The sequence below is a fragment of the Arthrobacter sp. TJ-265 genome (genome assembly GCF_058269135.1).
On sequence record NZ_JBZCND010000004.1, the window covers coordinates 84360 to 102767 of the forward strand.

Genomic DNA, 18408 nt, shown 5'->3' on the forward strand with positions numbered 1-18408 from the left:
AGCGGCGGTCAGAGCTGGGTGCCGAGCTTGAAGCCCTCGACGCCGTCGTCCTTGCTGCGGGTGTAGGAGAAGCCGTCGGCGCCGACGGTGACGGCCATCTCGCTGCGCTCCTCCCGCTCGACGACGGGCTGGGGGTTGCCGTCCAGGTCCAGCACGAGGGAGGCCTCCGAGTACCAGGACGGCACCACGGGGTTGCCCCACCAGTCGCGGCGCTGGTTGTCGTGGACGTCCCAGGTGATGGTCGGGTTGTCCGGATCGCCCGTGTAGTAGTCCTGGCAGTAGATCTCGACGCGGTGGCCGTCCGGGTCGAGGATGTAGAGGTAGAAGGCGTTGGAGACGCCGTGCCGCCCGGGTCCGCGCTCGATGCGGTCGCTGATGCGCAGGGCGCCCATCTTGTCGCAGATCTGGATGATGTTGTGCTTCTCGTGCGTCGCGAACGCCACGTGGTGCATGCGCGGGCCGTTGCCTCCGGTGAGGGCGGTGTCGTGCACGGTCTGCTTCCGGTGCATCCACACGGCGTAGGTGACGCCGTCGGAGTCCTGGATGTCCTCGGAGACGCGGAAGCCGAGGTCCTCGAGGTACGCACGTCCCCGCGGGACGTCGGGGGTGACCTGGTTGAAGTGGTCCAGCCGCACGAGTTCGCCGGCCGAGTACAGGTCGTAGCGCTGGGTGAGGCGCTCCACGTGCTGGACGTCGTAGAAGAACTCGTACGGGAAGCCCAGCGGGTCCTCGACGCGCACCGAGTCGCCGACGCCCTTCGTGAATCCGTCCCGGCGTCGTTCGGTCCGGCAGCCCAGTTCGCGGTAGTACGCCTCCGCGGCGTCCACCTCCGCGGGCGACTTCACCCGATAGGCGAAGGCGGCGACGGCGGCGACCGGGCCGCGCCGCAGCACCAGGTTGTGGTGGATGAACTCCTCGAGGGAGCGGAGGTAGATCGCGTCCTCGTCCTCCTCGGTGACGTGCAGGCCGAGGACGTCCACGTAGAACTCACGCGAGCGGGCGAGGTCGGTGACCACGATCTCCATGTAGGCGCAGCGGACGATGTCCGGTGCCGGGACCGAGGGTGTGGGAACAGGAGTGGTCATGGGATTCTCTCTTCGTCGGGCGGACGGGGAAGGTTCAGCCTTCGTTGGCGGCCGAGTCCGTGACGCTGCCGAACTTCGGGGTGTGGACGGTGCCGAGGGTGATGTGCACGGCCTGCTGGTCGGTGTAGAAGTCGATGGAGCGGTAGCCGCCCTCGTGCCCGAGGCCGGAGGACTTCACGCCACCGAAGGGCGTCCGGAGGTCGCGGACGTTGTGGCTGTTGAGCCACACCATCCCGGCCTCCACGTTCTGCGCGAAGGTGTGGGCGCGGGTCAGGTCCTTCGTCCACACGTAGGCCGCGAGCCCGTAGCGCGTGTTGTTGGCCAGCGCCAGCGCCTCGGCGTCGTCCTCGAACGGGGTGATGGCGACGACGGGCCCGAAGATCTCCTCCTGGAAGATCCGCGCGTCGGGGGAGACATCCGCGAACACCGTGGGCGCGATGTAGTTGCCCTCGGGCAGGTGCTCGGGGCGCCCGCCACCGGCGAGGAGGCGGCCCTCCGTCTTGCCGATCTCCACGTAGGAGGCCACCTTGGCGTAGTGCTCCGGGTGCACGAGCGCCCCGACCTCCGTCCGCGGATCGTGGGGATCGCCGACGACGATGGTCTTCGCGCGGGCCGCGTACTTATCGCAGAACTCCTCGTACACGGGCCGTTCGACGAGGATGCGGGAGCCGGCGGTGCAGCGCTCGCCGTTGAGAGAGAAGACCCCGAAGAGGGCCGAGTCGATCGCGGCGTCGAGGTCCGCGTCGGCGAAGACGATGCACGGGGACTTCCCGCCGAGCTCCATCGAGAGTCCCTTCAGGTGCGCCGCGGCGTTCCGGAAGATCGTCTGGCCCGTGGTGGTCTCCCCGGTGAAGGAGATGAGGGGGACGTCGGGGTGCTTGACGAGGGCGTCCCCGGCCTCCTCGCCGAGACCGTTGACGAGGTTGAAGACGCCGTCGGGCACCCCGGCGTCCCTGAAGATCTGCGCCCACAGGGACGCGGAGAGGGGCGTGAACTCGGCGGGCTTCAGGACCACCGTGTTGCCGGTGGCGAGGGCGGGCGCGAGCTTCCAGGACTCCAGCATGAACGGCGTGTTCCACGGGGTGATGAGGCCGGCGACGCCGATCGGCTTCCGGTTCACGTAGTTGATCTGGGAGCCGGGCACCTTCATGGCGTCGTCGAACTGGGCGACGATGAGGTCCGCGAAGAAGCGGAAGTTCTCGGCAGCGCGCAGGGCCTGGCCCTTCGCCTGCGTGATCGGCAGGCCCGTGTCGAAGGTCTCGAGCTCGGCGAGCCGGGCCTCCTGCGCCTCGACGGCGTCGGCGATCCGGTTCAGCACGCGGGCGCGCTCGCGGGGCTTCATCCGCGGCCACGGTCCGTCGGTGAAGGCCTCCCGTGCGGCGGCCACCGCGAGATCGACATCCTCCTGCTGGCCGGCCGCCGCGGTGGCGTACGTGGTGTTGGACACCGGATCGAGGACATCGAACGTCGCCCCGCCCACGGAGTCGACGAACCGGCCGTTGATGTAGTGCTGGAGGGAGGACGGCAGTCCTTCCGGGATGTGCTGCTCGGTTGCTGCGATCGGCTGTGCACCGGGGCTCGTCATGGGTGGGTCCTAACCGTGGTCGTGTGCTGCGTCAGGGTCTGCGTCGGTGGCTGCTTCGGTGGCGCTGAAGTGCGTCAGGTAGGCGTCGAGGGTGGCGCTGCGATGGAGGCGCGCGAAGCGTTCGATGGTGTCGGCGTCGGCACCGTCAGCGATGAGGGAGAGCAGGTGCGCGTGCTCCTCGACGGACTCGCGGGCGCGCTCGGGCACGAAGCGGAACGTCGAGGACCGCAGCGACGCGAGCCGGTTCCACCCGCGGTGCACCAGGTCGAGGATGTGCGGATTGGGGCAGCGCTCGAAGAGGATGGCGTGGAAGTCCTGGTTGAGCCGGGTGAAACGGAGGGGATCGAAGTCCTGCAGGCAGGCGCGCATCTCCTCGTTGACCGCGCCGGCCCGGTCCAGCACTTCGGCGTCGATCAGCGGTGCGGACAGCGCCGTCGCCGCTCCCTCGACGAGGCTCAGGGTCTGCATGGTGTAGAGGTATTCGGTGGGGTCGATCCCCGCGACCGTCGCTCCCACGTTGCGCTGGAAGGTCACCAGGCCCTCGGCCTCGAGGCGGCGGATGGCCTCACGCACGGGCACGACGCTGACCCCCAGGTCCTGCGCGATGGCGGCCAGGACCAACCGGTGTCCGGGAGGATAGGCGCCGTCCACGATCCGCTGCTTCACGGCACCGTAGGCCTGCTGCGACTTGCTGCCCGCCGCGGGGGCGTCGTCGGTCGCTACCGGCTCAGCCATGAGCATGCCGTTCCTGCCACTGGCCGTAGCGTTCCCTCCAGGCGGCGTTCATCGGGTACAGGCCGTCCACGCCGTGCCCGTCGGCCACCATCTCCGCGATGAACGTCTCCTCCCGCTCCTGGGCGACGGCGTCCGCGGCTAGGTCCGCCGCGAGGGCGGGCGGGATCACGAGGATGCCGTCGGCGTCCGCCACGATGATGTCGCCGGGCTGGACGGTCGTCCCTCCGCAGGCGATCGTGACGTCGGTGTCCCACGGGATGTGGCGCCGCCCCAGCACGGCGGGGTGCGGGTTGGCGTAGAAGGTGGGCATGTCCATGGAGGCCACCGCGGCGAAGTCGCGGACGCCTCCGTCGGTGATGATCGCCGCCGCTCCGCGCACCTGCGCACGGAGGGCCAGGATGTCCCCGACCGTGCCCGTGCCCTTCTCGCCGCGGGCCTCCATCACGAGGATCTCCCCCTCGTCGACGGTGTCGATGGCGCGTTTCTGGGCGTTGTACCCGGCGCCGTGGGCGATGAAGAGGTCCTCGCGGTTCGGCACGTACCGGAGGGTGCGGGCGAGTCCGACGACGCGCCGGCCCGGCTGCGTGGAGCTCAGGCCGTCGATGCTGACGTTGTTCAGCCCCCGCTTGCGCAGCAGGGAGGAGAGGGTGGCGGTGGAGACGCTTTCGAGCGTCGCCTTCAGTGAGGGTGTCAGGACCTTCTGCGGCGTGGGCAGTCCGGCCGCCTCGCGGGAGCCGTAGGCCTCCTCGCGCTGGACGTCGTCCACCCTCGGACGGGCACCGAAGGGGGCCAGGGGGGTCGTGCCCTCGCTGACCGTCGTGGCCAGCCGTCCCGTGGACAGGCCGCCCGCGGTCACTTCGACCTCCAGCGCATCGCCCGGACCGGCGACCGACGCTCCCGCCGGCGTGCCGGTGAGGATCAGATCGCCGGGTTCGAGCGTGAGGAGCTGGGACAGGTCTGCGATGAGCCGCGCGAACGGGAAGAGGAGGTCGGCGGTGGTGTCGTCCTGTACCAGTGCGCCGTTGTGCCAGGTGCGGATCCGGAGGGCGGCGGGGTCGACGGCGTCGGCCGGCAGGAGCCCGGGACCCACCGGGGTGAAGCCGTCCCCGCCCTTGGACCGCAGGTTCGACCCCTTGTCCGCGTAGCGCAGGTCGTAGACGCCGAGGTCATTGGCGGCCGTGACCCAGCGGACGTGGCTCCACGCGGTGTCGGGGGAGACCCGGCGGGCGGGGGAGCCGATGACGAGGGCGATCTCGCCCTCGAAGCCGAGCAGCTCGCAGCCGGCAGGACGCTCGACGGTGGAACCGGACAGGGAGAGCGAGGAGGGTGGCTTGAGGAAATAGGACGGCTGTTCGGGCGTGCGGCCCCGCTGGGCAGCCCGGCTGGGGTAGTTGATGTGCACCGCGATGACCTTGCGGGCTGCGGTCAGGACGCCGTCGTCGAGCAGTTCCACCCGTTGCTCCTCATCGAGTACGAAATCGTATACGAAGAGTAGGCAGGGGCGTTCGGATGCGTCAAGGTCGGGTATCTTCTGCCGCCGCAGGAATTTCGCCCGGGGCATGGTGGTGGACTGCGGTCCGTGGTGGAATTTGGCATCCGAACGTACCGCCTGTCCGTGCGCCGGGAGATGAGGCATCAGCCCCGCTTCCGGTACCGGCTCCGACTCGGGAGACCCCCATGGCTGACCGCAATGCATCCACCCATCACTCGAAGAAAGCCGCCAAGAAGCGCTGGAGCGACCTCACGGACGGGCAGAAGGCGAGGGTGTTGGTCCTCGGCGCCGTGCAACTGTCCCTGGCCGCGTTCGCCTGGACAGACCTGGCCACCCGGCCCAAGGACACGGTGAACGGCAGCAAGGGCATGTGGGCTGCCATCATCGCGATCAACTTCGTGGGCCCCGTGGCGTACTTCTGGAAAGGGATCCGGCGCTGAGCCTCCCGCGATCAGCAGCGTGGGCGACGACGCCTGCCACCGGGATCACCGCAGTGGGGTCGGTGTCGACCGGCACTATGGTTCCGATGGGTCCTGCACCTGACGGTAGGTTCGGAGCGTCTCGGTAATGGCGTGTTCGATCGGTGTGGCGGTGATGCCGAGGCGGTCGGTGATCTTGCTGCTGTCGACGATGAAGGGTTCCTCGAACTGGTACTGCATCTCGAGGAGTTCGCGCACGGTGGGGTTCATGAGTCCGAGCGCGCGCAGCAGCAGTGGCGGGACGGCGCGGAGCTTGGGCCGAGGCCGGCCGGCCTGCCTGTAGATGATCTCGACGAGTTGTCGTGTGGTGCGGGTGTGGGGGTCGTTGGGCAGGTGCCAGATCTGTCCCGGGGCGTCGGGGTGGTCGCCGAGGACGGCAAGACCCTCGCCGATGTCGGGGAGGTAGGTGTAGGTGTGGGGCTGGTCGGGGTTGCCGAGGACTGTCGCGGTCCTGCCGTCCAGCGCGGAGGGGAAGACGCGGTCGCCGAGGTTGGACTGGGCACCGCCGCGGGGGCCGAAGTAGTCCGACGCGCGACCGATGGTGACCTCGACGCGGCCGGCCCTGTGTGCTGCGAGTAGTTCCTCGGCCATGCCCGCCCGGAGCCGCCCTTTCCTGGTGTGGGCGTTGTTCCTGCGGTCCTCGGTGAGCGGGCGTCCTGCGGGACGCCCGTACATGTAGACGTTCTCAAGACTGACCAGGCGTGCGCCCGCCTTTTCGGCAGCGGTCAGCACGCCTGCCTGCAGTGGCGGGAACTGCTGACTCCACTGGGAGTACGGCGGGTTCAGTGCCTGGTAGACGACGGCGGCGCCACGAGCCGCGCTCACTGCGAAAGAGGCGTCCCGGCCATCGCCGGCGAGGACCTCGACGTCAGCACCGACGGGGGCCTGGCCTGAACGGTTGACGAGTCGTACGGTGCGGCCGCGGCGACGGAGCGCATCGTAGGTGGCGAGGCCGATCGCTCCTGTGCCGAAGATGACGTGCAGCCCGGCGCTCACGTTGTCGCCGACCTCGTCGGGAGCGCTGCGGGAGTAGCATCCGCCCGGGAGGGAACGAGCCAGTGGAGGGCGAGTCCGGAGAGTGCGGCGAAGACGAGGGCCCCGGTGGCTCCGAAGACGATGAACTGTTCGTCGACCCTGACCCGCAGCAGGGTCGTGACGGTCCAGCCCAGCGCCCACAGGGCAGGAACGACGGCCGCCCAGACCCAGCGGGGACGCACGCCACGCGGCAATGCTGCAGCCTGGCAAGCGCCCACGACGAGGCCGTTGAGGGCTCCCATCAGCGCGAGGTCGGCGAGGGACGTGCCGTAGTCCACCGCGGAGGCGCCGAGGAGCAGCCCCGCACTCGTCCCCACAGTGGTCGCCGGTATCCACCTGCCCGCCTGCAGGCGGTGGTTGCCGGCCAGCGTCTGGCCGCTGCCGATGATGAGCCCGGCAATCGCGCCGCCGACGAGCGCCGAGGCGCTGTTGTCGACGCGACCGACGACGAAGCTGCCGATGAGGCCGGCGACGGGGAACGCAATGAATCCTGCAATCCACAGAAGCCAGGTGCGCAGGAACGGGGATCGGAATGAGGGGGAGTGCACCATGAGGATCAGGTCCTCGGTCCGGAGGGGGCCGGCCGGCTGTCCGTCGGGGCGAGGGGGAAGGATGTGGACTCCGGTCGGCCGGCAGAGCCTGCGTGGTCGGGAGCAGGGCGGGTCAACAGGGCGACGCCGAGGGCGGCCACCCAGAGTCCCCAGGCGGTGCTGCCGAGGAGCCCGGCCAGGTCCCAGACAGGGAAACCGGGCACGGCGGTCGACAAGACGTCGCCCTGATTGAGCAGGTAGATCGCGCCGGCAACGATGCCCACGGTGCCGAGCCAGCGTGGGAGGATCCCACTGCGCAAGATGATCACGCTGAGCGTGACCGACCAGCCGATGACGAGCACCTGGCCCAGGTGTTCTCCCAGCAGCGCTCCCCCGAACTGATGCTGCGCGGTCCATGCAGCCTCCACCGCCGCCCGGGTCACTGCATCACCGGTGACATAGGAGTCAGCGAGTGGTGGGACGACGAACACCCAGCGAAGGAACCCGATGAGGGACACCAGCACCGAAGCGGCGCCCACAGAGGTAGCCACCCGCACTGCGGGACTCCTCTGCAGTCCGAGGGCCGCGGGTAGGAGGAGAACGGGCAGGGCGAGGAGGCCGTAGGTCCAGGCCGTCGCGAACCAGAGCCAGACCAGGCCGGGTCCGCCGGCTGCGAAAGCAGGCAGGACGGTGCCGGGCGGTTCCCGCAGGATGTCCGGCCAGTCGAAGGCGATGGACAGGGCTGTCGCCGCAGCGGCGAAAGCAACGGCGCTGACCACGAAGAGGGTGCCGGTGAGCCGCCGTAGGCTCCTGATGCTGCTTCTGGTTGTCATGATCGACCCTGCTTCCCCGAGACCTTATTTGTACGGTGTACAAATGCTGTACCCTGTACAGAAAAGTGTCAAGGGTAAGGAGTCCGTCGATGACCGAGCAACTCAAGGGTTCCCGTCGCGGCCCGCGGAGGGTTTCGACCGGGGAGGAGATCGTGGAGGCCGCTCTCGGCCTGTTGGACGAGGGCGGTGTCGCTGCGGCGTCCATCCGAGGGATCGCCGCCCGGATCGGCGTAGCTCCCAACGCGGTCTACACGTACTTCCCCGACAAGGCCGCCGTCATCAGGGCGATCGTCGAGCATCTTCTCGGGCAGGTCGATCACGCGGCATTCGTGGACCCGGACGTGCCCTGGCGACGGCGGATCGAGCTCCTGGCCGTCGAATTGAGGGAGCGCCTCACGGCTCATCCCGGTGCCGTCGGACTGATGATCGGCGGTCCCATGGACGGCCCCCGCGCCCTTGCCCTCAATGAACGGCTGATGGAAGTCCTCTCCGGCGCAGGGTTCTCGCCCACGGACGCAGCGAAGGCCTCCTACCTGCTGATCGTCTACGTCTTCGGCTCGATCGCCCTGGAGGTGGCGGAACTCGGTGACGTCCGTCAGGCACCCCCCGAAGCGGATCGCATCGCGGCACGGTACTCCGGCTTCTCCGGAATACCGGCCGAGACGTACCCGCTGTCGGCCGCCGCCGCTCAGGTCATGGCCCGGTACGTGTCCACCGAACAGTATCTGTGGGGACTCCACCGGATACTCGACGGCCTCGGTGACTCGGCGACCCGGACGACTGTCCCCGTGGCGCAGGCCGCCGTTGGGTGACGCGACGGCCGGATCCGGAGTGGCGCCCTGCTGCTTCTGTCCTCCTACCGGATGCCGCTGCGTGCGAGGCCCTGCACGAAGTACTTCTGGAAGGCGAGGAACATGATGACGATCGGCGTGATGGACACGAGCGCCAGCGCCATGATGGCACCGTAGTCGGCCCCGTACTGCCCTCTCAGGTACAGCAGGCCGATGGGCAGGGTGAAGAGTTGGCTGTCCTTGAGCGCGATGAGCGGCCACGCGAAATCGTTCCACTGGTACATCACGGTGAGCAGCACGAGCACGGCGATCAGCGGCTTGCACAGCGGCAGGATGATCTGCAGGAAGATCCGGAGGGTGCCCGCGCCATCGACCTTCGCTGCTTCGATGAGTTCGTCGGGAATGGCGATGATGAACTGGCGGGCGAGGAAGATGCCGAACGCGGAAGCAGCCGACGGCAGAATGACCGCCCAGAACGTGCCGTAGATCCCGAGCTCCGTGACGAGGCGGAACTGCGCCACCATCAGGACCTGCACCGGGACCATCATCGTGCTCAACACCAGGAGGAAGATCGCTCCCTTGCCGCGGAAGTCGAGCTTGGCGAAGGCGTAGCCGGCCAGCAGGTTCACGGTCACGGTGAGGACCGTGACGATGACCGTGATGACCACGGAGTTGCCGAACCAGGTGGCCGTCGGGAAGCGGCCGAAAATGGTACGGAAGTTCTCGAGCGACCACTCGGAAGGCCAGATGCGCAGCTCGCGGCTGAAGACGTCGGCGTTCGGGGAGAAGGCGATCGTGACCATCCAGTACAGCGGGAACATCATGATCAGGCCCACGATGACGGCGGTCACCAGTCGGGCCGCCGCGGATGCATGCTGCGTGGGCGATATCCGCTTGACGCGGGGGACGAAATCGGCCGGTCCTGCTGGGGGACCGGCCGGGCGAGTCGCCCGGTCACTGCCCCTGGGGGAGAGTGGATGCGCCATGGGAATCCTGTCCTCGTGGGCTGTCATGGGTGGTCGTTGGCGCCGACCCGTGCCGGCCGGCGCTGCGTCGAGCTATCCGGTGGTGTCGCGCGTGCGGTTGCCCCGCCACTGGAGGACGGTGAAGACGAGGGTCAGCAGGAAGATCACGATGCCGATAGCCGCCGCGTAGCTCTGGTCACGGGTGACGAAGCCGTTCTCGTAGGCGTACGTGACCAGCACCGAGGTCGACCGGCCCGGACCTCCCCCGGTCATCACGAAGATGGTGTCGAAGACCTGGAACGAGTAGATGACGTCCATGATCAGCAGGAAGAATGTGGACGGGCCGACGAGGGGCACGGTGAGGTAGCGGAACTGCTGCCATGAACTGGCGCCCTCGAGCTTCGCCGCTTCATAGAGTTCCGGCGAGATGCTCTGCAGCCCGGCAAGGTAGATGACCATGTTGAACCCCACGCGGATCCACAGCGTCACCAGGACGATCGAGGCGAACGCGGCAGATCCCTGCGACTGCCAGGGGATGCCTGCCAGCCCGCCCTCGCGGAGGAGTTTGTTGATGATGCCCGTCGCCTCATCGAAGAGCAGCACCCCCATGAGGGCCGTGGCGACGCCCGAGATGACCATGGGCAGGTAGACCAGCGTGCGGAAGAGCTTGCGCCCAGGGAGCACGGAGTTCATGAGGACCGCCAGGGCCAGCCCCAGGGCGAGGCTCAATGGCACCGTGATCAGGGTGAAGACGGCGGTGTTGAGCGCCGATTGCCAGAAAGTGGGATCAGTGACGAGCCGCTGGTAGTTCTGCAGCCCCACCCAGCCACTCGCTCCGAAGCCGCTGGATTCCTGGAAGCTGATCAGAAAGGCCCAGCCCAGTGGCAGGAAGAGGAACACGCCGAGCAGTACGAGATTGGGTCCCAGGAAGCCGTAGGAGGCGAGCGTGCGCCGATGCGCCCCGTTCCTTGCCCTGGCCGTGTAGGTGGGAACCGGTGGGGGCAGCCCTCGGGTGTCACCGGTGGACTCCTCGCGGGCCGAGGTGCTGGCGGACATCAGCCGGCTGCCTCATCCACGGCTGCTGCGATGTTCGCCAGGGTCTCCTCGACCGGCTGGCCCTGGGTGAAGGCAGCCTCGAGTTGGTCGCGCAGTTTGGGGTTGATCGCCGCCATGGCGGGGGAGGTGAGCTGCTCCACGTCGGACGGCTCCAGGGTGGTTGCCTGTTCCACGAAGATGCCTGCGATGTCCGGCCGCGTCTGGTAATCGAGTTCGGAGTCGACGAGGCTCTTCAGGGTGGGCAGCTCCATGGCGCGCGCACAGAAGTCCGACATCTGATCCGGCTGCGTCATGAATTTCAGGAACTCGGCCGCAAGCTCCGGGTTTCGGGCGTTCTTCGTCGCCACGAGGGCGTTGCCGCCCAGGTCACAGGCACCACGCTCGTCGCGGGGCAGGTAGGTGGCGCTCCACTCGAAGTCGGTGATGGCCTCATCCAGGCTCGGAAGCACGAAGTTGCCCACGAAGGCCATGGCGGTGGTTCCGGCGGAGAAAGCGTTGTCCGCGTACGTGGAGGACTTCACGGAGCTGCTGGGGGGTACGAGGTCGTCGGTGAAGAAACCCTGGGTGAAGGCCAGGGCCTTCGTCCCGGCGTCGGACTGGATGGCGGAGCCGGTGAGATCGTCGTTGAAGAGTCGGCCACCGGCCTGGAAGAGCCAGCTCAGCCAGCGGGTGGAACCGCCGAGCTGCCAGTTGTAGACGAAGGGGTAGAGATCGTCGGGGAGGGAGCCGCGGAGCTGCTCCGCAACCCTGCGGAACTCCTCCCACGTCCACGCGGAGTCGAGGCTGTCGGGAACACTGGTGATGCCCGCCTGCTCGAAGAGATCGGTACGGTACACGAGGGCAGAGGTGTCGGTCTGGTGCGGAACGCCGTACGGTTTGCCCTCGAACTGGACGGCCTGCCACATGGCGGGCAGGAACTCCTCGCCCGCCGCTGTGTCGAAGTAGCTGCTGAGGTCGAGGAGCTGGTCCTGGCTGCTGTAGGCACCGATGGTGCCGTAGTCGACGCGGAAGAGGTCCGGCGCCGTCCCCGCCTGCAGCTGGGCGTCGATGTTCTGGAAGATCTGCTCGTAGGGTACGAGATTGAGCTGGACGTCCACACCGGAGTTGGCGGCCTTGAACGCCTCGATCCCGCGGCGGAAACCCTCCTCCTCGGCCGGACTGCCCCAGGTGGTGAACGTCAGGGTGTCCTGCTCACCGTCACCCCCGCCGGAGTTGGAGCCGCCGGAGAATCCCGCGCATCCGTTCAGCGCCGCCGCCGCCGCGAGGAAACCTGCTCCGCCAAGGATCTGCCGTCTGGAAATAGTCATGTTCATGCCTTCCGGGTGAGGGTGATCACAACCTACAGCGCCGCGCCGACAGTCCGAAGGGCGCCGGCAAAGTATTTCCGCCCGGCGACCGTCCCCGACGACCCCGAGGACTACTGTCAGCGGGCGACGGCGTCCACTCGGATCGCATCGTGGAGCCGTGTGCTCTACTGGGGGCATGATGCACAGGAGCGGGACTGCGCTGCCGGCTGAGGGGGCACTGGCGGCGGCCGCAGCAGCCTACGAGGCCGCTCTCCCGGGGTTGCAGGCGCAGTTCGCGATCGACGGCCTCGACCGGACCGGCGTCCCGACGTGGGCGACGTGGTGGCGTGGAGCAGGCGCGGCCCTGGGCGGCGTCGGATACGGTCCGTCCGCGGCGCAGGCGCGTGTCGGTGCTCTCGGTGAGACGGTCGAAAGCGCCTTCTCCCTCATGGCGTTCGCACGCCTCGGGCGGACGACGGCGTCGTACAGCGAACTCCGGCGTCGCCATGGAGCAGCGGGAGTCGCGGACCCGCGGACCCTGGGGCTGCCGGTGGGCTCCCCCTACGCCGATGACATGGTCCTGACCTGGGTGCCGATGCGTCGAGCCCTCGCCGCCCGAAGCCTCGACAGCTCCGACCGCCGGGGTGGGCCGGCCCTGGAACTCGACGGGGAGCCGGTGCTCGTCCCGGTCGATCTCGTCGCGAGCAGCCCGTCGGAGCTCGATGATCGCGATACGGGTGAGCGGTTGCTGATGCCCGTCGCGAACGGGATGGGCGCGGGGACGAGCCTGCGGCAGGCCGTTGTCCACGGCGTCCTCGAGATCCTTCAACGCGACGGCAACGGTCTCACCTTCCGGGCGCTCGACCGGGGGACGGTCGTCGAACTGGGCCCCGACGACGGGGACGCCGAGACCCGCCAGGCGCTCGAAGCGCTGCGCAGCGCGGGGGTGGACGTGCTGGTGAAGATCGCGTCGATCGATCGCGGGGTACCCGACCTGTACGTCGTCGGGCACGCACCGGGCGACGATCTCGTCGTCGCGACAGCCTGCGGGGAGGCGGCACATCCCGACCGGGATGTGGCGCTGCGCAAGGCGGTGCTCGAATTCGCCTCTGCCCGGGCCCGGAAGGCGTTCATGCACGGCCCCCTGGCCGCGGTCCGACGCATCACGCCGCGGGACTATCTGCACGACGCGTTGGCCGTCGTCGATCCCGGCGCCGAGGAACCGCGCGTCCTCGAGGCAACCGTGGCCTGGCTGACTGCCGGCGCGGAGCAGGACGCAGCCGTGCGGGCGCGCCTGGACACCACGGTGTTCTCCCGCCGATCGGTCATGCGGTTCCGTGATCTCCCGACGCGGCCGACCGCCGACCCGCTGGCGGTCATGACCGACCACGGCCTCGACGTTCTTGTCGCCGATCTGACGCCCCCTGGACCGACCGATGACGGCGTGGCACGGGCGGTCAAGGTGGTGGTGCCCGGGACCGAAGTGGAGACGGTCGCCTATGGCCGGATCGGTGAGGCGGGTGTGCGGAGACTGGTCGACGACGGGCGGGGCGATCTCGCGCGCGTGGGCCGGCGACCCGAGGGCGACGGCTGGCGGGAAGTGATCCTGACCGACGAAGCCGTCGAGCGGCTCGGCGGCCCGGCATGGGTGGATCGTGACGCCGTCGAGGCCGTCGCGGCCGGGCTGCTGCCGCTGTACCGTGAGCCCGGCCGGCATGCCGCCCGACTCGTCCTCGGTGAGCAGTAGTGCTCCCGATCCCACGACGGACATGCCGGACACGCCGGACATGATGAACAGTGAACAGAGCGCCGCTGAGCTGGAGACGTACATCCTGGATCAGGGTGAGCAGCCCGGGGGAGCACCGGTGGTGCTGCTCGACGACGCCGCAGTGGCCGCCGGAGCGGATCCGTCCGCGTTGATCCCGGGCATCATGGGCCCACTGCCGGCAGCACTCCGGCGCCCCGTACCGTTCACCTACGAGGCCTACGTCCTGCAGAGCGTCCTCGGGGAACTCCTGCTGGAGAGCGAAGGCGCAGGGTGGTCGGAGGGTGAGCTGTCGGCGATCCCGCTCCTCGCCCTGAACTTCCACGATGTCCTGCCGGGACACCTCGAGATCGCGGACCGGCGGCTGAACAAGCTGGCACGGCTCCGGGATCTCCTGACGGCCGGCGCGGACGAGGAGCTCCATCCGCGGGTCGTCGTCCTCCTGTTCGACGGATACAAGGACGCGGCACGGATGGTCGTCCCGATCTGCGAACGGCTCGGGCTCCGCGTCGTGATCCTGCCCATCGCCCTCGAGGTCCTGGACGACCGTGCCGGCACCCTGAGCGACGACGAGTTGATCCGCTTGGCACGGAACCACGCACTGGGCTTCCACACGCTCACCCATCGCTCGGCGGACGAGATCACGCCCGCGACGGTGACCTCCGAGGTGACCGACGTCGTGCATCGACTCACCCGGATCGCCGGCCGCGCACCACGGGTGGGTGCGTGGTGCGGGGGTGCACGCTTCGATGACAGCCTGCTCGGGAACCGACGACTGCGTGAGCTCGGGGTGACCGACCTCGTCTCCAACTGGTCCTGGGAGACCATCTAGCCGTGCTGCCTGCCGTACTCGGAGACCGCGATCAGGCTTGCTTCGCGGTCTCCGACCGCCCCCGCGGGGAACGGCGCGCAGGTCAGGCCGGGACGGTGAGCCCCTGAAGCCAGCTCTGCCACTCCGGTTCTTCGCGCCGCACGTAGTCCGCCGCGTCGGCGGAGAACAGATACGCCCGTACGCCCGCCGTCGCGGTCCCGGCGCTCTCGCCGTAGGTGAAGACGCTGAGCATCCCGGGCACCGGCGCGGTGAGCCGGACCAGCGTCTGCCGCTCGCCTACACGCTCGACCGTGCCGGTGGCACCGCGTATCTCGACCGTGGCACCCTCGTCTCCCAGTCCGAGCGCGTCGTGCAGGATCGACCAGAGCGCCTGCGCGTCGCCGGGATGGGAGGCGGTGGCCTCGAGCTGCGTGGTCTCCTGGCCGGGGAAGTGCGAGAGGTAGAGCCGCAGGTTGTCGAAGAACGGCATCCAGTTGGCGCCCATGTCCTCCCAGAACTCCGACTCCCAGGCGGCACCGGTCCCGAAGCCGCTGCTGGTGACGCGCACCACGCAGGTGCCGCCCGACCGGGCCTCGACGAGGAACGCGGAGGTCAGCGGGCTGAGCGCAGCCGGGTCCTTGCCCATGAGGGCGGCCCAGTCCTCCTCGTACTCGAGGCGGCGTGGCGGGTCCCAGCCGGTGACCCGGCCATCCGACCCCATCTCGGGGCCCATGGTGAAATGCAGCGAGCCGCCCTCGCGCTCTTCCATCTCGGTCGGCAGGAACCAGGCGCTCATGCCCTTGGCCGTGGCGATGGCCTGCCAGACCTGCTCCGGGGTCCCAGGGACCTCGACGGCGAATTCCAGGCGGTACGGGACGTTCGGGATCGTGTTCATCGGTTCTCCTCGGGAAGTGGGTGTGCAGCGACGACGAGCCGGTGCGGGCGCCCGTCGTCATGGTGGTAGCGAGCGGCCAGGTCGAGTACCGCAGCGGTCAGCTCGTCGGCGAAGGCAGCCCGGTCGGCGGCCGACCGGAACCCGATCTGCGTGTCGATGGTCAGTGTCGGCAGGGCCCTGCCGGATGCGCCGGCCCGGCGGGCCAGGGCGCCGACCTCGCGCACCAGGCGGCCGGCCAGTGCTACGAGGTAGGCCGCCGACAGGTGGTCGTCGTTGGCCTCCGGATCGGCCGCGGATGCGCTGACGGCGGCGGGTGATACGACGTAGGACGCAGCCGACGCCCGCAGTACCCGCTCGGTGATGCCCCCGTGCCGGCGCTCCTCGAACAGTTCCACCAGGCCGTGCAGCTCGAGCGCCTTGAGGTGGTAGTTGACCTTCTGGCGTGCGAGGCCGACTCGCAGGGCGAGCCCGGCGGCGGAGGCCGGAACGGCCAGCTCCCCGAGCAGCCTGGCGCGGACCGGATCCAGCACGACGGCGGCTGCCTCTGCGTTCTCGATGACTTCGACGTCCTGCATGCGACCATCCTGAGCTTGACAATAAACTTTGTCAATAGATGGCCGGATGAATGACGCCCTCGGATCCGCATCCCCGCCGGCACCGACGATCAGTCACCTGGAGGCCGGAGGGAGTGATGAGGATGCCCGATTCCCGATACCAACCCGACCGGTCGGTCGGTTCTCGTGGTGCCGTTGCTTCATGAGCACCAGGGAACACATCCTGCAGACCGTTCGGCGATTGGCGATCGAGACCGGGTCGGTGCCGTCCATGGGGGTGATCGCCCAGCAGGCGGGGGTGTCCAAGGGCGGGTTGATGCACCACTTCTCCTCGCGCAATGCCCTGGTGGAGGGCATCGCGGTGCAGGCGATACGGGATCTGGACCAGGCTCTGACCGCGGCCGCTGAGCGCGGCACGGTGGTCGAGACCTGGTTGCGCCTGTCGTCCTCCCGTGAAGAGGCTGCCCTCTACCGGGCAATGTCGATCCTGCTCACTGATCGGACCTCTCTGACCGATACGCTTCTGCAGCATGCGGCCGAGGCCACCCGGCGGTGGGAACACCTGTTCACCGTTGAAACGGGGGATCCTGTGACGGCCTCGATCATCCGCCTCCTGGGTGACGGGATGCTGCTGAACAGCCTTGCCGACGACGACACCGGGGCCAGCCTCGACTCGATCCTGCAGTGGCTGAATGGCAGGTCCCCGACGTGATCGGTGGTGGACTGCTCGCCGGTATCGCGGGTCTCGCCCTGGCCGACTCGTTGAACCCGGCGACGATCGTCGTGATCACCCTGATCCTGCTCGCCGTCGCCCATCGGCCTGTCGGTTCGGCCTTGACGTTCGTTCTCGGGGCGATGAGCACCGTCTTCGCCCTCGGCACGGCGATCTTCCTCGGTGCCAGCGTCGCCGCCGATGCCGTAGGTGAAGGGCTCATCTGGCTACGCCGTGCAGTGTTCCTCATCGCCGCCGTCGCTCTCGCGGTTGCAGGGTTCCGCCGCTTCAGGGACCGGGAGAGGAAAGGGATCGATCTTCCGCCGTGGTTCGGGGTGTGGACTGCTTTCCCGCTGGGTGTGATCATCACCGGAGCCGACCTGCCCAACGCGTTTCCCTACTTCATCGCCATCGAACGCATGGTCGCCGCGGATGTCGACATCCCTATCGGGTTGGTCGTCCTCGCCGGCTACGCGCTCGTCTATTGCATCCCATGCCTGATCCTCCTGGCCCTCGGCATGGCTCACGGCGATACAGTCAGGACACGCCTACGCAAGGTGCTGGACCGGTTCTCCACGGGCATTGTCCGACGCTCCCTCCCAGCAGCGTTCACGTTGTTCGTCCTCGCCGCCGCAGTCCTCACCTTCGCCCTCTGGCCCTGAGCAGGCTGCCACGGCCACCAACCGTCTCGACGGACGAACGCATTCGGCGCCACCTGACGGATCGCGCCTCTCACCCGGGACGGGGCGGTCGGAGCGTGGGATGATGCTGCGATGAGCGAGCTCGACGTCAGGCGCCTGGTCCGGGGGGACGCTGCCACGGCAAGGATCATGGTCGAGATGATGGCGCGGGTCTTCGAGGAGGACTATGAGCAGCTCGGTCAGGACTATGTCGATGACCTTCTGGGGCGAGAGAATTTCTGGGCCTTCGCGGCGTCGATCGGTCCGGAGATCATCGGTGGCCTGACCGCTCACACGTTGCCCATGACACGCTCGCAGTCGTCGGAGCTGTTCATCTACGATCTCGCCGTGCGGCCGGACCATCAGAGGCAGGGCATCGCGAGTCGACTCGTCCTCGAATTGCGTGCCGCCGCCGCGGCCGAGGGCATTCACGAGATCTTCGTTCCTGCAGACAATGAGGATGTGCACGCCCTGGAGTTCTACCGGGCACTGGGAGCCACCGCCGCGCCGGTCACGTTCTTCACCTTCAAGGATTGAGTCGTCGGCTCGGGCATCGCTTCACGCGATGCTTCACGCGATGCTTCGCCTATCGGGCGGGTTCTGGCAGAGTGCGTTCGATAGTCATGGGGGTACAAGCTATGCACCAAGGACGTTCTCCAGGCGCTGCAGCGGCCGCCGTTCTCACCGTCGGGTTGCTCGCCGGCTGCAGCACCCCAGGGCAGGCGCACACCGACGCCCCGCCGGCATTCACCTCCATGGACGAGGCGTACGCCGCCGTGGACGGAGTGCTGGGGTGCGAGGCCGAACCTGCGGGTGATCCGATCGTGCCGGCGGACGGGGGCGCGCTGACGTCCGAACAGAAGCTGTGCTCGGAGAACGTGCAGATCGATCTGTACCCGGACGAGGACTCCCTCCGGAAGGCCTTCGAGATCCGGACCGGCTCGAACCAGGGTGAGGTGCACCTCGCCCGCGGCACTAACTGGATGGTGGTCGACGTGACTGCCGTGGCCACGGGCGAACCCACGACCTGGGACATCGAAGGGTTGGCGGAGGACCTGCACGGGGAGTACGCGGTGGCCGGCGGATAAGCACGATCGACGAGTCCTTCTCATCTTGGTC

The 18408-nt window shown here is 68.4% G+C and carries 20 protein-coding genes; 8 read left to right on the forward strand and 12 right to left on the reverse strand.

Annotation, left to right across the window (positions count from 1 at the left end; translation table 11 throughout):
- Positions 1-8: 8 nt before the first annotated feature.
- Genes hpaD through AC4D2E_RS14205 form a run of 4 tightly spaced genes read right to left on the reverse strand, consistent with a single transcriptional unit; the run spans position 9 to position 4858 of the window.
- Positions 9-1085: a 3,4-dihydroxyphenylacetate 2,3-dioxygenase gene (gene hpaD / locus AC4D2E_RS14190; RefSeq protein ID WP_490953026.1), complete on the reverse strand. Its 1077-nt coding sequence runs from the start codon at positions 1083-1085 to the stop codon at positions 9-11.
- A gap of 34 nt (positions 1086-1119) precedes the next feature.
- On the reverse strand, positions 1120-2670 hold the full coding sequence (gene hpaE / locus AC4D2E_RS14195; protein WP_490910305.1) for a 5-carboxymethyl-2-hydroxymuconate semialdehyde dehydrogenase: 1551 nt from the start codon (positions 2668-2670) through the stop codon (positions 1120-1122).
- 9 nt (positions 2671-2679) lie between these two features.
- Positions 2680-3405 (reverse strand): GntR family transcriptional regulator, encoded by a 726-nt coding sequence (locus AC4D2E_RS14200; RefSeq protein ID WP_490910304.1) that lies wholly within the window; start codon positions 3403-3405, stop codon positions 2680-2682.
- The gene (locus tag AC4D2E_RS14205) at positions 3398-4858 is read right to left on the reverse strand and encodes a fumarylacetoacetate hydrolase family protein (RefSeq protein ID WP_490953027.1); all 1461 of its coding nucleotides are present in this window, start codon (positions 4856-4858) and stop codon (positions 3398-3400) included. Before AC4D2E_RS14205 ends, AC4D2E_RS14200 begins: the two co-directional genes overlap by 8 nt.
- Positions 4859-5082: 224 nt before the next feature.
- Here AC4D2E_RS14205 and AC4D2E_RS14210 point away from each other — a divergent pair, with 224 nt between their 5' ends.
- Positions 5083-5337 (forward strand): hypothetical protein, encoded by a 255-nt coding sequence (locus tag AC4D2E_RS14210; protein ID WP_490910302.1) that lies wholly within the window; start codon positions 5083-5085, stop codon positions 5335-5337.
- A gap of 75 nt (positions 5338-5412) precedes the next feature.
- Here AC4D2E_RS14210 and AC4D2E_RS14215 read toward each other — a convergent pair whose 3' ends face one another.
- Genes AC4D2E_RS14215 through AC4D2E_RS14225 form a run of 3 tightly spaced genes read right to left on the reverse strand, consistent with a single transcriptional unit; the run spans position 5413 to position 7774 of the window.
- Complete coding sequence (locus AC4D2E_RS14215) at positions 5413-6372, reverse strand: NAD-dependent epimerase/dehydratase family protein (protein ID WP_490910301.1); 960 nt, start codon at positions 6370-6372, stop codon at positions 5413-5415.
- Positions 6369-6962: a hypothetical protein gene (locus AC4D2E_RS14220; protein ID WP_490910300.1), complete on the reverse strand. Its 594-nt coding sequence runs from the start codon at positions 6960-6962 to the stop codon at positions 6369-6371. Before AC4D2E_RS14220 ends, AC4D2E_RS14215 begins: the two co-directional genes overlap by 4 nt.
- Before the next feature lie 5 nt (positions 6963-6967).
- A complete protein-coding gene (locus AC4D2E_RS14225) occupies positions 6968-7774 on the reverse strand; it encodes a DUF4386 domain-containing protein (RefSeq protein ID WP_490953028.1) in 807 nt (268 codons plus the stop codon).
- 89 nt (positions 7775-7863) lie between these two features.
- On the opposite strand from AC4D2E_RS14225, the gene AC4D2E_RS14230 reads away from it, so the two are divergent.
- Complete coding sequence (locus tag AC4D2E_RS14230; RefSeq protein WP_490953029.1) at positions 7864-8586, forward strand: TetR/AcrR family transcriptional regulator; 723 nt, start codon at positions 7864-7866, stop codon at positions 8584-8586.
- A 44-nt stretch (positions 8587-8630) separates the two neighbouring features.
- On the opposite strand, the gene AC4D2E_RS14235 is transcribed toward AC4D2E_RS14230, so the two are convergent.
- The 3 genes from AC4D2E_RS14235 to AC4D2E_RS14245 all read right to left on the reverse strand — a co-directional run bounded on the left by AC4D2E_RS14235 (position 8631) and on the right by AC4D2E_RS14245 (position 11893).
- Positions 8631-9416, reverse strand: coding sequence for a carbohydrate ABC transporter permease (locus AC4D2E_RS14235; protein ID WP_490953030.1), 786 nt, complete (start codon positions 9414-9416; stop codon positions 8631-8633).
- 207 nt (positions 9417-9623) lie between these two features.
- Positions 9624-10586: a carbohydrate ABC transporter permease gene (locus AC4D2E_RS14240; protein WP_490953031.1), complete on the reverse strand. Its 963-nt coding sequence runs from the start codon at positions 10584-10586 to the stop codon at positions 9624-9626.
- Positions 10586-11893, reverse strand: coding sequence for an ABC transporter substrate-binding protein (locus tag AC4D2E_RS14245; RefSeq protein WP_490953032.1), 1308 nt, complete (start codon positions 11891-11893; stop codon positions 10586-10588). The genes AC4D2E_RS14240 and AC4D2E_RS14245 overlap by 1 nt, the downstream gene beginning before the upstream one ends.
- A gap of 175 nt (positions 11894-12068) precedes the next feature.
- On the opposite strand from AC4D2E_RS14245, the gene AC4D2E_RS14250 reads away from it, so the two are divergent.
- Positions 12069-13619, forward strand: coding sequence for a YcaO-like family protein (locus tag AC4D2E_RS14250; protein ID WP_490953033.1), 1551 nt, complete (start codon positions 12069-12071; stop codon positions 13617-13619).
- Positions 13609-14469 (forward strand): polysaccharide deacetylase family protein, encoded by an 861-nt coding sequence (locus tag AC4D2E_RS14255; protein ID WP_490953034.1) that lies wholly within the window; start codon positions 13609-13611, stop codon positions 14467-14469. The genes AC4D2E_RS14250 and AC4D2E_RS14255 overlap by 11 nt, the downstream gene beginning before the upstream one ends.
- Positions 14470-14551: 82 nt before the next feature.
- Here AC4D2E_RS14255 and AC4D2E_RS14260 read toward each other — a convergent pair whose 3' ends face one another.
- Together AC4D2E_RS14260 and AC4D2E_RS14265 are read right to left on the reverse strand one after the other, a co-directional pair.
- Positions 14552-15343 carry an SRPBCC family protein gene (locus tag AC4D2E_RS14260; protein WP_490953035.1) on the reverse strand — a complete coding sequence of 264 codons (792 nt, stop codon included), beginning with the start codon at positions 15341-15343 and terminating at the stop codon, positions 14552-14554.
- Positions 15340-15918 (reverse strand): winged helix-turn-helix domain-containing protein, encoded by a 579-nt coding sequence (locus tag AC4D2E_RS14265; RefSeq protein WP_490910291.1) that lies wholly within the window; start codon positions 15916-15918, stop codon positions 15340-15342. The genes AC4D2E_RS14260 and AC4D2E_RS14265 overlap by 4 nt, the downstream gene beginning before the upstream one ends.
- A 181-nt stretch (positions 15919-16099) precedes the next feature.
- Between AC4D2E_RS14265 and AC4D2E_RS14270 the strand changes: the two genes are divergently transcribed.
- The 4 genes from AC4D2E_RS14270 to AC4D2E_RS14285 all read left to right on the forward strand — a co-directional run bounded on the left by AC4D2E_RS14270 (position 16100) and on the right by AC4D2E_RS14285 (position 18377).
- Positions 16100-16609, forward strand: coding sequence for a TetR/AcrR family transcriptional regulator (locus AC4D2E_RS14270; RefSeq protein ID WP_490910290.1), 510 nt, complete (start codon positions 16100-16102; stop codon positions 16607-16609).
- The gene (locus AC4D2E_RS14275; protein WP_490953036.1) at positions 16582-17271 is read left to right on the forward strand and encodes a GAP family protein; all 690 of its coding nucleotides are present in this window, start codon (positions 16582-16584) and stop codon (positions 17269-17271) included. Before AC4D2E_RS14270 ends, AC4D2E_RS14275 begins: the two co-directional genes overlap by 28 nt.
- A 111-nt stretch (positions 17272-17382) precedes the next feature.
- The gene (locus AC4D2E_RS14280; protein ID WP_490953037.1) at positions 17383-17826 is read left to right on the forward strand and encodes a GNAT family N-acetyltransferase; all 444 of its coding nucleotides are present in this window, start codon (positions 17383-17385) and stop codon (positions 17824-17826) included.
- Positions 17827-17927: 101 nt separating this feature from the next.
- A complete protein-coding gene (locus tag AC4D2E_RS14285) occupies positions 17928-18377 on the forward strand; it encodes a hypothetical protein (protein ID WP_490953038.1) in 450 nt (149 codons plus the stop codon).
- Positions 18378-18408: the final 31 nt, after the last annotated feature.

Excerpts from the sequence above, each read along its gene's own strand:
- hpaD (WP_490953026.1), bottom strand. The coding sequence starts at position 1,085 with ATGACCACTCCTGTTCCCACACCCTCGGTCCCGGCACCGGACATCGTC.
- AC4D2E_RS14200 (WP_490910304.1), bottom strand. The coding sequence starts at position 3,405 with ATGGCTGAGCCGGTAGCGACCGACGACGCCCCCGCGGCGGGCAGCAAG.
- AC4D2E_RS14245 (WP_490953032.1), bottom strand. The coding sequence starts at position 11,893 with ATGACTATTTCCAGACGGCAGATCCTTGGCGGAGCAGGTTTCCTCGCG.
- AC4D2E_RS14230 (WP_490953029.1), top strand. The coding sequence starts at position 7,864 with ATGACCGAGCAACTCAAGGGTTCCCGTCGCGGCCCGCGGAGGGTTTCG.
- AC4D2E_RS14240 (WP_490953031.1), bottom strand. The coding sequence starts at position 10,586 with ATGTCCGCCAGCACCTCGGCCCGCGAGGAGTCCACCGGTGACACCCGA.
- AC4D2E_RS14220 (WP_490910300.1), bottom strand. The coding sequence starts at position 6,962 with ATGGTGCACTCCCCCTCATTCCGATCCCCGTTCCTGCGCACCTGGCTT.
- AC4D2E_RS14270 (WP_490910290.1), top strand. The coding sequence starts at position 16,100 with ATGAGCACCAGGGAACACATCCTGCAGACCGTTCGGCGATTGGCGATC.
- AC4D2E_RS14265 (WP_490910291.1), bottom strand. The coding sequence starts at position 15,918 with ATGCAGGACGTCGAAGTCATCGAGAACGCAGAGGCAGCCGCCGTCGTG.
- AC4D2E_RS14225 (WP_490953028.1), bottom strand. The coding sequence starts at position 7,774 with ATGACAACCAGAAGCAGCATCAGGAGCCTACGGCGGCTCACCGGCACC.
- AC4D2E_RS14260 (WP_490953035.1), bottom strand. The coding sequence starts at position 15,343 with ATGAACACGATCCCGAACGTCCCGTACCGCCTGGAATTCGCCGTCGAG.
- AC4D2E_RS14210 (WP_490910302.1), top strand. The coding sequence starts at position 5,083 with ATGGCTGACCGCAATGCATCCACCCATCACTCGAAGAAAGCCGCCAAG.
- AC4D2E_RS14250 (WP_490953033.1), top strand. The coding sequence starts at position 12,069 with ATGATGCACAGGAGCGGGACTGCGCTGCCGGCTGAGGGGGCACTGGCG.
- AC4D2E_RS14280 (WP_490953037.1), top strand. The coding sequence starts at position 17,383 with ATGAGCGAGCTCGACGTCAGGCGCCTGGTCCGGGGGGACGCTGCCACG.
- AC4D2E_RS14285 (WP_490953038.1), top strand. The coding sequence starts at position 17,928 with ATGCACCAAGGACGTTCTCCAGGCGCTGCAGCGGCCGCCGTTCTCACC.
- hpaE (WP_490910305.1), bottom strand. The coding sequence starts at position 2,670 with ATGACGAGCCCCGGTGCACAGCCGATCGCAGCAACCGAGCAGCACATC.